At 51.4% G+C, this 13166-nt stretch carries 5 protein-coding genes; 3 read left to right on the top strand and 2 right to left on the bottom strand.

Annotated elements, in window-relative coordinates; genetic code table 11:
- The 3 genes from E0486_RS17570 to E0486_RS17560 form a co-directional block, all read left to right on the top strand.
- Positions 1-1103 (top strand): RHS repeat-associated core domain-containing protein (locus E0486_RS17570; RefSeq protein ID WP_317129426.1); only part of this gene is annotated, 1103 nt, incomplete at its 5' end.
- A gap of 23 nt (positions 1104-1126) precedes the next feature.
- Complete coding sequence (locus E0486_RS17565; RefSeq protein WP_131854220.1) at positions 1127-1807, top strand: hypothetical protein; 681 nt, start codon at positions 1127-1129, stop codon at positions 1805-1807.
- A 357-nt stretch (positions 1808-2164) separates the two neighbouring features.
- Positions 2165-3838, top strand: coding sequence for a T9SS type A sorting domain-containing protein (locus tag E0486_RS17560; protein ID WP_131854218.1), 1674 nt, complete (start codon positions 2165-2167; stop codon positions 3836-3838).
- 258 nt (positions 3839-4096) lie between these two features.
- On the opposite strand, the gene E0486_RS17555 is transcribed toward E0486_RS17560, so the two are convergent.
- Together E0486_RS17555 and E0486_RS17550 are read right to left on the bottom strand one after the other, a co-directional pair.
- Positions 4097-4633, bottom strand: coding sequence for a hypothetical protein (locus E0486_RS17555; protein ID WP_131854216.1), 537 nt, complete (start codon positions 4631-4633; stop codon positions 4097-4099).
- A 10-nt stretch (positions 4634-4643) separates the two neighbouring features.
- Positions 4644-12836, bottom strand: a complete 8193-nt coding sequence (locus tag E0486_RS17550; protein WP_165917401.1) for an RHS repeat-associated core domain-containing protein — start codon at positions 12834-12836, stop codon at positions 4644-4646.
- Between the last annotated feature and the right edge of the window lie 330 nt (positions 12837-13166).

Here is a 13166-nt window from a genome sequence, read left to right as displayed (position 1 = left end):
TGCACTACTACCGCTCCGGCAACCCCAGCGGCACCCTGCGCATCGACAACTTTGTCCTCAATGGCTTTGTCCAGCAGATCCCCACCGGAAGCATGCCGATTACCAGCACAGAAGGAAAAGGATATAGATATGGGTTCAATGGCAAGGAGTACGATCCGGAAGTGTACGGCGAAGGAAACGAACAGGACTATGGAATGCGGATTTATGATCCAAGAATAGGTAAGTTCCTGAGCGTGGATCCAATAGGCAAGGATTTTCCAGCGCTAACTTCCTATCAGTTTGCCAGTAACTCACCAGTAAAATGCATCGACCTTGATGGACTAGAAGGCGATCCTGTCGCTGAGACTAAAGATTGGCTTGTTGGTATTTGGGATGATCTGACCAGTAAGAAAAGATGGGTTCAAGCTGCAAGAAATGTCAACCAAAAATTTAATCCACTCTATATTGCCGCCGATCATATTTCGAAGATTGCGAGAGCTAAAGACATCGAAGGGAACCCTATAGATAGAAGGGGACGATCTGGAGCCGTACAAGATGCAATGGCTGATGGTATTATGTATGTGTCCGGTACTAGATTTGTAAAGGTCTTAGGAGCTTACGGCACGAACGCTCTTGAAGCAGAAATAAATAGTACAAGGAGGGCCCTCAACTCAACTTCAAACATTAAAGCTCCAGCTAATAAACCTGCGTTACAGGCAACTACTATTGAAGAGACAAACTTTGCAAGCAAACGAAATGTTCTTGTAGTTAATAACGCTAATTCACTAACATCTGAAGCGATAGTAAGGGAGAAATTAACGTCTAATTTAGGGCCTGATGAGTTGATTTTAGAAAAGCCAAGGATTTATATAGGTGATGGAAGTTCTGGAAAATATGCCACACCAGATTTTGCTGTGTACAATAGAAATACAGGACAGATTGTTAAGTTGGTAGATGCGAAAGATGGTTTGGGTGACTTAACTAGAGCTCAAAAGCAAATAAACAAATATGGCGGAATCTTCAAAGGGTCAGGAAGGGCACCTGAAGCACAGCCGCAAAAAATTGCTGCAGGGCCTGATGCCATTAAGATAGAAAGAACTAATGTTGCGCAAGGTGCACATTAGAATGCAAAAGAATATCTGATACTATGAAAATTTCGACATTGAATTCAAAAGAAATAAAGGATAGAATCTCGGCGAAATTGGCTCTAAAGTTATCGGTGGATGGATTCGTGTATAATAAGAGCTCTAATGAATTTAAGTGTACCATTGAAAATTACACTTATCTTTTTTGCATTGATCAGTTAACTTGGAGTGATCACTTTTCAATCAATGTTCGAGTGTATATAAGTGAGAGGCAAATCGAAGATTTGCTGGAAAGAATAATTGGCAAACAAAGAAATCGTCTGACCCTCGGAGGAGACATAGCAATACTTAAATTCAGCCCTGATGGCAGGCAGGTTATCCCTAAGACGCTGACTATATTGCTCTTATTTGAAGAAGACATTGAAGCAGCTGTGGAGACTTTGTATCAGTATTATCTGGAAATAGCTAAGCCATTCTTTGAACGATACAATAGTTTGGAAAAAATTGATAGCCTTATCAACAGCAAGCCGTATAATAGTATTCCTGCTCACTTCTGTGGCAACTGTGACACTAGGTGTATGAAGGGTTTGGTGGTAGCTAAGCTGACAAATAACCCGGAGTATAATAGTCTATTGGCAATCTACGATGAAGAAATCAGGGAAACTTTTAAAGATTTCAGAAAAGAAGCAATTGAGACTTTCAATAAAGTCATAGAATACTTTCAAAGTACTTGGCGTCTATGAATACTAACACACCGTGCATATACTTGTGCCATTTATACGAGGCGTAATCAGTCTGATTGAAAGTGCTCGCCACAAATCCTACGGCAGTCGCATCCATGAGCCTCACCTTCCAGGTATAGCCAGGCTACTGGCCACCGTCACTTCGTTTAGCTATTATACCCAATTAAGTACCCATTCTTGTTCATCCTTAGTATTGCACGTTATAGCCAAAATAAAAGCACCCAAAGTGTTTGCAGTTTCGGTAACTACGGATGCCCTCTCCGTATTTATCCATACCCCCACTGTCGGTTTTTATAGGTAGTCTTACAGCGACAGCCACACTTGTGGCACTATTCTTATCCACCTAAATCGACAGTCATGAAATTGACATCCATCCGGGCGCTCGTATTCGCGCTCGGGGCTCTATTCTCCTTTGGCCAACTGCATGCACAATGCACTAACCCCGACTCCGTCATCCACAACACACCCATCCGCGACACCTCTATTTGCAGGGGCGACACCCTGCGCCTACAGGCTAATGGCGGCACCTGGTACTCGTGGTCGCCCGCCTACAATATTAGCAGCACTTCGGTAAGTAATCCGAATGTGTGGCCGGCCGTTACCACCGTCTATGTGGTGCAGATCCACAAGGACAGCTGCACCAAGGCGGACTCCGTCCTGGTAACGGTCCGCGACTGCCACTGCGAGGATACCTGCAACTGGAGCCTCACCGGTAACAGCAATGTCCAGAACTACCACTTCATTGGGCCCATCAACAGTGCTGCCTTCCGCATCCGTACCAACAACCAGCAGCGAATGGTGGTGACGGCAGCCGGGCAAGTAGGTATTGGCACCAACGCACCCTCGGCAGCCTTTGAGCTCAATTCACAAGTGTCTGGCCTCTCCGGCATGCGCTTTACCCAGCCCATCAGCCTGTCGCCGGCGAACGGGACAGCCCTTAGTGTGGATGCCGGTGGCCAGGTGATCCTGGTAAACAGTTCATCTGGTTCGTCCAACGCCTGGCTTACGAGCGGCAACTCGGTCACCGACTCCTGCAGCTGGGAATTCCTGGGCACCCTTAACCCGGCCGACCTGCGGTTTCGAACCAACAACCAGCACTGGATGCGCCTGCTGCAGACCGGGTCCCTCTCCCTGGAGCCCTATTGCGGCGCCAACTCGGCTAAGCAGCATACCAACCTGATGGTTGGCAACAAGCACTTTATTGAGGATGGTGTCTATAACATAACCGGCGGTGAAGGCAATATCCTTCAGAACAGTTCCAACAGCCTGGCCATTGGCAATGGGAATCTTCTGGATGGCGCGGGCGCTTCAGCCGCCTTGGGAATTGGACTTACCAATAAAGCATCGAACACTTTTCATATTGGCGGCGGCAGTCTCGTGAATTCCGAGAAAAATTCGCTCATGATCGGCTGGAACAAACTACACACCCTTCTTACCGACGAAGAGGGCTTGGCCATCAAGACAGCCACTACAGGAATACCTTCCCGTTTGTTGGGCGATATGGCCACAGCCCGACTTGATGTACAGGCTAGTGCCTATAGCAGCGAACTGGAAAACGCCAACCGCCCTTCCGGCGTGCGACTTCGTGACCTCCCGAATGGTTATGGTAACATTCTGGTAATTGACCAGAACGGGTACGTTCTGAAATCGGATATCCAGACAAGCCGCCAGCAGGCCGAAGAGATCCATGAACTGAAAAAGGAGATAGCAGAGCTCAAGGCACAGATGCAAGCCTTGCTGCAGGCAAAGGCTTATGCACCCAAAAGCGAAGTTGTGGGCGTGGGATCACTCGAGGTCAGTCCCAATCCGTTTTCCAATACGATTACTGTCAAGTACAAGCTGGAGCAGGCATTTAAGAATGCGGCCATCCAGGTGCGGGATGGAAATGGACGTCTCTTGCGAACAATCAATTTTACTTCGCCTGAAGGACAATTGCAGTTGAACGGCATGGGAACAGACAAAGGGTTGGTTGTATTTGTGCTTTTGGTAGATGGCAGAGAATTGACTACGCTCAAAGCAATCAAATTCTGAAGGTTCATCTAATTAATTAATGAAGGCGCTCGCAAAGTGCGCCTTCATTAATTAATACTAAACCTTAAGCAATGCAATTCCCTGTTTAGCGAAGGAATAGATAAATTGCAAATCAGGGCCTAACCCTTTCCTACACCTCAGTATAAAGTTACTATCCTATCATAGCTACTAGGGCCAGGACTTTGTGGATTAGGTTTTGATGTAGATTGTTGAACCGGGTTTGTCGATGTAGATCTTGTTGGACTAGTTGGAAACCCTTTATAGCATTGTTGAATAGAAGTCATAATAATCTTTTCCGCCAGCAGCCTCAATACTTCTTTCCAAGAATAAAGAACTTACGCTTGAGTTATTTGTGCGACCCGGCTCTAACATTTTATAAGTTAGGAATTGACAAACAATCAGCAAAGCTTCTAGAAAGGACTGAGCATCTTGAGCGCATTTGCAAATAACATGATTGAAGTTACTCTGATCAACCAAGATGATTTCTTCTGTTTTTTCATTAATCATCAATTGATCAGCCTCTACCGATCCCACATTGATCAATATACCTTCTTGAGATAATTGACTTTCAAGTGAAATATTCCCTATCATCACAGTGCTACAATCATAATGGCACAAAAGCTCAATTAGTACGTTCCGTTCTAAATATTTTTTCTTTAAAGGGACTAATCGTTTCGAGCAACGATATCGTTTCAAGATAATTTCTACGAAACGGTAATCGAAGCCAACAGAAGTCAGGGCTTCTTTTGAAGGTGCCATTTTAGCTAGGAGCCCTACAAAATATTCAGCTGTCATAAGAATTCATTTACGCAGACTCTCGTTCGCTCAACTTATTTTTCTCTTCTTTCCTGTTCCCCTTTTCATCGTATTGCCATTCTTCTTTCAAAGTCCTGACTTTATCAATACCTTCCCACTTTTTGGAGTCCTCATTCCAAATATAGCTTCGATATACATTTGCTTCGACAGTTTTACTTTTCAACTGATAGGTAGCTTTACCCTTTTGATCGACCGTTTTTATATAATGTGCCACAATTCTTGTTATCTGTACATACAATCCAGTTTCCAGCCAGTCTTTTTTAATGTCTCCCACAATGGGCTCACCAAAGCCAAATGCATTAATAAACGCATCGGGGTCTTTCGAAAACGCTCCTGAAAAAAGACTAACTCCACCTAATATATTTAAAGTTCCACCTGTAAATCCGGACACACGCTGACCTTTAATAGATTTTCCTTTTAAATAAGGGTGTAGTTCACTAAACTTATCTCTATTCAATCCTTTTGGAATTGCAACGGCGTTTTCTTGCCCATCAATATGGTGGTGCCATAGAGTTTGATCTTTGTATGGGGCATGACTTGGATTGAATTTTATCCATGTTTCATCAGCTATTGGGTTGCTTATATTTTTTTCTATAAGCATCCTGTTAGATGGACTAAACATTTCTGGCTTTGCAGCAAGTTGTTGACGAAAAAACCAGTTAGCGGCCCTTGGAAAGCCTGCGGAGTTTAGTCCTGAAACATTTTGGGCGTTTCGCATATCAATAACAGGCTGCCCAGCCCAGAATTGCGAAACCTTATCTTCTGGTTCGCCACCGTCGAGATCAATGAACTTTATTGGGCAATTACCTGCAAATTGATATGGCGTGTACCAAGGATACTCCGATGATAGTGGATCCTCACTCAAGAATTTCCCTATCCTAGGATCATAGATTCTTAAACCATAGTCCTGTTCGTTTCCTTCGCCGTAGACTTCGGGGTCGTACTCCTTGCCATTGAACCCATATCTATATCCTTTTCCTTCTGTGCTGGTAATCGGCATGCTTCCGGTGGGGATCTGCTGGACAAAGCCATTGAGGACAAAGTTGTCGATGCGCAGGGTGCCGCTGGGGTTGCCGGAGCGGTAGTAGTGCAGGGTGACCGTGACGGTGCCTGTGAGCGCACTGAGGGCATTGTCCAGCATGCGGGTGCCGGTGGAGAGCAGCGGCACCGAGTAGCGGTTGAGGGTATCGCCGCCCACGTTGACCCCGTTGATGGTCATGTACCAGTAGCGGTAGCCGGTGGTGGAGTCGGTCAGCGGATCCACGGCCGTACTCCGGTTGTAGAAGCTAAAGGAGGTGATGGTAGCTCTATAGCCCGGCTTTACCTGGAAGGTGAGCGTCATGGAGGCGCCGCCCGTAGGGGTGACGGCAAACCCAAGGGCCGAGTCCATGGAGGGGCCCGAGGTAACGGGTGAGGGATAGCTCACGAACACACCGGAATAGCCGGGGGTGGAAAGCGTCCACTTTGAGGAGTCCAGGTAGGCGCTCAGCGTGTTGGGGGCAGCTGAGTAGGTCTGGGAGCTGCCCGAAACCTGGGTTTTAAAGCCGTGGCGGTACAGCTCAATGGGCGAGGAAGGCGACCCGGCGCCAGCCAGCGGAAGCGGCTCCGGAACAGGGTATTTCCGACCCGGCATCTGCATGCCAAAGGGATAATAATCCTGCTCCGTGATCACCTCGGCCAGGTAGTAGTCGGTGACACTATTGGAATTAGTGTCTATTCCGAAGTGCCGGTCGCTAATCGTGGCCAGGACGTTGCCCAGGTGATTGGATAGCTCATACTGCTTCCAGCCCCTGACAAATGAGAAGGAATCGGGCACCGCGGGTGGCTGGCAATCCTGCACATCCCGTTTCACCTGCAGCGTGCCCAGTCGCGAAGAACCATACAGGTGGATCTCCGTTTGGCGGAGCGTATCCTTACGCTCGTAGGTACTCAGTACATTCCCTTGCGCATCCCGCACATAGAAGGTGGTTTTGCCGTTGCCTACCGACTTGGAGATCCGGTTGCCGGAGGCGTCGTATTTGTAAATGATCGTCTGGTTGACGCCATTGACTGACTTGGTCAGGTAGGTCATCTTGCCATACACGTTCCAGCCCACTTCCAGCACCGAGTCTCCCCTATTCTTGACCATATTGCCAATGGCATCGTAGGTGTAGTTGGAATCAGGCTGTTCGTCCACATCCTCCGTCCCATCCCATTTTGTGTAGTTGTCTTTGTTTACAGCATCCTTTACCGATGCCAGCTGGTTGGTAAGGCGGGCTGCATCAGCTGGAATCCCGGCTTTGGGATCGTATTGCTTCCGGGCGCCCGAAGCTGTGTAATAGTAATACTTGTAGGTCAATTGATCCATTTGCAGCGCGGTGCCGGCTGCCGCAGATCCATTGCGTGTATAACTTAAGATATTACCACTGGGATCGTAACTGATACCGCTTTCCTTGTAATCTTGGGTCGGTGTCCCTGTCCAGGCGTTGGTTGCAGTAATCCCCTTGAAAGGAGTCATCGAAACGATCCGGTTCAATTGATCATAACGGTACGCATAGAGCATAGCTCCGCCTACTTTAGGCAAATTCACCCCCATAGCGGCGATATTGCCGTTGAACAGACTGGTGTAGGTCCCATTGGTACCATTTACAGAAGCCGGAGCAAAGGGTGACGTGCCACCGATTGCCCAATAATCGCGCAACGTTGAACTGTTGCTATAGTAATACAGGGCAAAGCCAAAAGCATCCCGGGCTACCAGGCTGCCCGTACCGGGCGCGCCGTCTCTTCCCATATCGAACGAGCCGTTGCTCAACTCCGTACTGTTTACCCCTTTGAGCCAACCTTGAATCGTGTAGGTATAATCCAGCCCTTGCACCTGTAGCTGCCCCAGAATGGTGCGTGACAGTGGACCGTGCCGGTAATAACTGTATTGTGCATCGCGCTCCCAATAGACCGAATCACGGCTGGTCTCCACCATCCGGAGGCGGTTTTCGGCATCATATCCATACCGGTGGTAAAACGCATCGCGCTGACCGGGCTGGTAGCACACCAAATTGACCTTACCCGAAATAAGATCGTAGTTATAAACCACTTTTTTGAAACGGTTACCGCTGGGAGTGCTGGTATCGCCGGTGCAACTGATAGCACCCATACCCTCGCGATAGTCCTGCAACAGGGTATCCACATTTCCATGAATGTCATAACTGTAGAAAGTGGCACTTTCCCAGGGAGCGTTTCGGGTAGTATTTCCAATCATACGTACCCAGGTGTAACTAACCCGGTTCCGCAGGTTTTGCTGAAACAGCCCCGCCTGGCTGCCGAGCGTTAACTGCAACGGCAGATATGCGGTATCATAGACCGTATGCGTAATTTGTTCGGTTGGAGCATTCAGCCAGGATGCCAGCGCCGCTGTATCTCTGCTGTCCGGGTCGCTGGATCGGGCAATTTGCCCCACTTCAGTGATTCGACCCAACGAGTCATAAAGGGTATAGCTATAATTGCCTTCTTCGGCTTGCTTCGCGTTCTGACTGGCGGCCAAACGTCCAAGGCGATCATAAAAGAAACGGCTTCGTCCGCCATCGGGGCTTTGTTGTTCTACCACTTGATTGAGGCTGTTGTAGCGGTATTGTGTGCCAAGGGAAACCCGGTGCCTATTGTTCTGGTAGCTTGTTCCCGAGGCCCGCGCAGCCTTGACTGCGTTCAAAAACACTGAGCCGAAGTTGGGACGCACGGCAGCAGGGGGCAATGTCTGCACCAGATTGCCCGCCTGATCGTAAAAATAAAGGGTGTAGTGGTACTCCTGGGGCACGTATCGCACCGAGAATTGCTCGCGGGTGCGGGCCGAGTAGCATACCGATTGGTAGAGGCTATCAAAACGCCGCAGCAGCGAATCCTTTTGCAGCGCGAAGTAATAATCGGCCAGGAACGCCGCTTGGACGGCGGCTCCCTCGCAGGGCGGCGGGGTGTAGGTATAGCCTGTCGTATCATTGAGGGGACGATCGGATCCGCAGATAGCCGTGGCTGCTGCGTTGTGGAGCGTATCGCAGTACGCCTTTGCCCGTAGGTAATCCAGCGCGTTCTTAGAAAGTCCCGTGCGGAAATTGAGGAAGCGCGCCCAGAGCGCATTGCGGCTATTTTCGTCCGCCGAGGCGGCATCCGCATAGGGTACGGCACTGTAAGCAGGATATAAGGCGTGAAATTCAGAAGTAAGCGAATCCAGCCGCCCACAGGTGATGCAGGGCTTCACATAGCCGCAGGCCAGGAAGGGCGGCATAGCCACATAACTACCTAATGTAATGGGGCTAAATGCTGGCCGGCATATCAGTTGAACATTCGAATCGATACTTACCCGACGCGTAATATGCCTAAGACAATTACCATTCACGGTATCTATGGCGTCCATCATCACGTAAATGGACTGCCCAGTAGAAATCTCAATATTGAAAACCGTATCTGTGTTCGCGACCTGGTGATATTCCATTGTGACCAAGTCGGGCGATAATATTACTACCGGACGTAATAGATGGGAAGGGACTGCGAAGAATACCCGAAGGGTCCTGCGTCCTGGCACTCTTCCAGAAAGCACCCGAACGCCATGAAACGATATAGAGTCACTAGCAGTTGAAAATGTATTTCCGGGAGCTTTTATGGCCGTGGTGGGAATTCCATCACAGTACGAGTAAAGTAAAACGATGCGGGGCATGCAACTCGGGACAGACAATAAGAGGGAATCAGTCCCGGGCGAAACCAGCTGCTCCAGTAGCACCGTACCAGACGTATCTATCACAACCAGTTTGCAGGAGTCCACTGTCCCGGTCTGATACCATACTTTCAGATTCTGATATGAACTAAAGTTGACGAAATCAGCATTGAGAACCGGCACCGGACAAGATGACTCGGAGCTGGTTGAGCTTTGCGTGCTTGACAGCGGCAAAATTTCTTCTTCGCTGATAGGCAACAAGAGTTCACTTTCGCAAGTATCGAAAGCAGCTTGTCCGCACTTCCTTAGCCCGGTCCAGAGAATTGCACTTAATGTATCTGAATAGTTGTTCCACAGATACTGATTCATGGAAAGGAAACTGCTGGTATCAACACCTACTTTTTGTGCTTCGACCCGTATTTGTTCAAAACGCTGACAACCACAACTATCAATTGTATTTGAATAATTCACCGCCACCGGTACATTGGCGCCCCAGGGCTTCGGGTAATCGATGGTGAAGGGATTGCAGAAATAGTGTCCACCCGGCTCTGTGGCGATGCCGGCGCTGCCGAGCACCTGGTTGATCACTTCCTCAAAAGAGGCCGGCGAACCCGTACTTCCTGGCGGCAGGGTACTTGCGCCGGCAGGGAACTGCGGGCTCGAGGTGGCCTGGCAAATGCCTTCCATGCCGTCAAGGATTGATTCGATAATAGTATTGACAAAGACCGTGTCGGAAGGTCCGGCCGCCTCAAGGCGGTGGCGGAGCGTGTCGCACTGAAGCAGCCGCGCTCGCCAGAAGGGTCGCTGCGCCGCACACCACGATGAGGATTCCGCGGCTACGACGCTGTCAGCATATGCCGCCGTACCGGTGGTGTCACCATGGATCAGCCCGGTAAACAGGCCGGCCGAGACGCCGGAGCCGCTCTGTGCAGCCAGCTCGGGCAGATCGGCAAAGGCCATTGTTTTTCCGTCGGCAATAAGTTGGGCACGGTCAGTGGCGCTGAGGCCATAGGGCCGCCCATTGACGTAGCGGGCAAGCAGGTTATTGCGCCGGCTGAGGTAGAGCTCGCGGAAGCTTTGCCAGGCGGTGTCTTTCTGTGCAGCGGTGAAGGAGAGCGTGGGGCCGGAGGTAGCTTGGGTGCCGAGACAGGTTAGGTAGTCGCCCGGCGCCATCCCGGCGCATTTTACTGAGGCGTTGGCCAGTTGCCAGAGCGTAGGCCGGGTACCAGTGGCGAACCAAGGCGCAAGCGTATCGTAATCGTGATCGCCGTGCCAGGCGCCGGTAAGGTAGGGGTCGTAGTGCAGGGGGTCGTCGTAGTGGTGCGCGGACGCCTCCGTCCAGGTGTCTATGCTGCGCAGCGTGTCGATCCAGTTGTAGGCGTGGTAGAGGGTATCTTCGGCGAAGCGCAGTCGCGACCACTCGGGATGGTATACGAGTAGTGCCGTCTTCCAGTAAGGCTGGAAAAGGTTCGCGTACTCCGAGGGAGTAGCGGTCTGGAGCAGCTGGGTGGACGTGCCGGGAACTGCCGCGTGAATAGAGGCGTCGACGCTTCCATCGTCGACGCGGTAGTAATCTACCACGCCTGCTTCGGTGCGGGGGTAGCGGAAGAAAGGCCGCTGCGCGAAGTTCGGGTTGGCAGTGGCGGTGATGAAGATGTTCCAGCGCGCCTCGATGCGGCTACTGTCCACAATGCCTGAGGCATTGCGTATGGTGTCGAGCGCATACTGGCCGGTAAAAGGCGTCATATCGGCCAGCAACTGCCGCCGGAGCCCGGCGAGGGTGCTCATTACGGGCTGCAGCGCCGGCACGGCGCAAGCGGTCACGCAGGCGAGTGAGTCGGTCCGGTACTGACTATAGATAGCCGCATCACGGCCCGTGTCAAGCGTGTCGGCGCCGATACCGAGCAGATATTCGGTGCGGTAACGGGAGAAGGTGCCAAGGTGGGCGACGCAAGAGTCGCAAACGGCGGCGGTGTCGGCTGATGCCGCACACTGGGCAGCGAGCACAGTGTGTATGGAGTCGTAGATTTGCTGGCGGCTGCGGCACAGGAATACCTGGAGCGCGCTGTCGCGGCGGGCCTGCCACGCCGAATCGTTGATAGTAAGGGTTTTACGGATTACCCAGCTGCCTTTGGTGAGGGTTTGTGTGAACTGGATCAGCGAGTCTTCGACAGAAAGACCGTCGCCAGTGAAGCGGGCGCTGCGGGTGCAGGCCGAGTCGGCGGCTACGATCCGGAGGTTGTTGTAGCGGCGTACGATGAGCTCGTCGCTCGAGCAGCTTTCGGAGCGAATGCTGATCTCGAGGTTATACTTGCAGTCGAAGCAGACCGGCGTGCCGGCGCAGCTTGCCTGTTGGAAAATGCCAGAGTTGAGCGAATAGGTAAAGCTGCAGGACGTTGTACCGGGCAGCAGGAGCGTGCTTACCGACTCGATGGCGCCGTTACGCACGATATTGGAAGCAGCTGTCAGGAGCGGGTTGATCACCGTCGAGTCGGTGCGCGGGTACCAGGCAGTATCGGCCAGGTCGACATTTACTGCGGAGGCACCGGCTAGCGCGGTGGCAATGGTCCGGCCGTGCATGTCGACATAGGAGACGCTCATTTGCCCGTTTGCATCCTGCACCATATTCTTGAAATAATGCGTGGCGTCGCCCACCTCGGTGCCGAAAAGGGCGTCCAGTTCCTGTTGCCCGGGCTTGCCATAGTAATACCGGGTTTCGTGACCGCTGCCGATCTGGTGATCAATGCCGACGCCGCCCTGGACTTCTACGCGCTGCGTTGCGTCGTCCATATAGCGGGTTTCCGTATAGGCATAGCCTTGTGCATTAGGCACAAAGGCGGCATTCGGCTCGATACCCAACCAGGGATTTCGTATTGAATAATAGGCGCCGTTTCCGGAAGTGCTATCCAGCCGAGGCCCTATACCGCACTTCACAGCGGAAATAGTGAGGTCGAAGTATTTGGCCGGGTCTTCGTCGGCGCCCATTGCCAAACTGGTGCTGGGATTAACGAAACGGTTGAAGCCATTTGCAAAGCGCAATATGCTGGTGGCTGTGGGCGTGGGCAGTATTTGTAGGTTGGGGCGGCCCTGCAGGTCATAAATCGTCTCGCCCACCAGGGTGTTACCTGTTTCGTAGTCCTTAGTCACGGTTTGGCGGCTCCGGAGCGTACCGTCGAAGTACTGAACCACCGATTTCATTTTCCCGCCTTCCGCGAAGGATGTGGTGCTTTGCCAATTCAGTGAGTCGGCATGCCCGGCAAAATCAAAATATTGCAGTGTAGACCAGGGGCCGGTCACAACGTTGCCGTCATTGCGTCGCAGCAGGGGCCGAATACGGAAATATAGTTTCCCAGTGTCGCTGTACAGGAGCGGTATGTCGCAGGAATCCTGCAGGTAGGGCAGATCAAGTCGAGTGCTGTTCTGACGGAACAAGCGGTCTTCGTCGAGCGTGCTGCCCGACATATAATACGAAGCCATTTCATTTTCCACCCAAGCCCACTCCACCTGCGTGGCGTTTTGGCCGGCGGCTACCGGCCAGCTCCACTTAACACGGAGCGCGTCGGTGCGGTCGGTGGTAGTAATAGCGGGCACCAGGTTGGAAGATGTGCTGGATAGTGCAAACGCCGGCGATATTGACCACCCTGCGCCGGTGGAAGTTGACCACCTGGCGCCGGAGCAAACTGACCACCCCGCGCCGGAGTAAATTGACCACTTCCGCCGGAGCAAATTGACCACCCTTTCACTGACGCTTTACTAATCCCTGAGCCGGGCATCTGCGGCAACCATTGATCTGCTGCCACCTTTAGAAAAAAGGGCAGCACCGATGGCTAATCA

The sequence above is a fragment of the Flaviaesturariibacter aridisoli genome (assembly GCF_004343705.1).
Taxonomy (GTDB): Bacteria; Bacteroidota; Bacteroidia; order Chitinophagales; family Chitinophagaceae; genus Flavisolibacter; species Flavisolibacter aridisoli.
This window is presented reverse-complemented; position numbering and strand designations above follow the sequence as displayed.

Coding starts and splice junctions, on each gene's coding strand:
- E0486_RS17565 (WP_131854220.1), top strand. CDS start 1,127: ATGAAAATTTCGACATTGAATTCAAAAGAAATAAAGGATAGAATCTCG.
- E0486_RS17560 (WP_131854218.1), top strand. CDS start 2,165: ATGAAATTGACATCCATCCGGGCGCTCGTATTCGCGCTCGGGGCTCTA.
- E0486_RS17555 (WP_131854216.1), bottom strand. CDS start 4,633: ATGACAGCTGAATATTTTGTAGGGCTCCTAGCTAAAATGGCACCTTCA.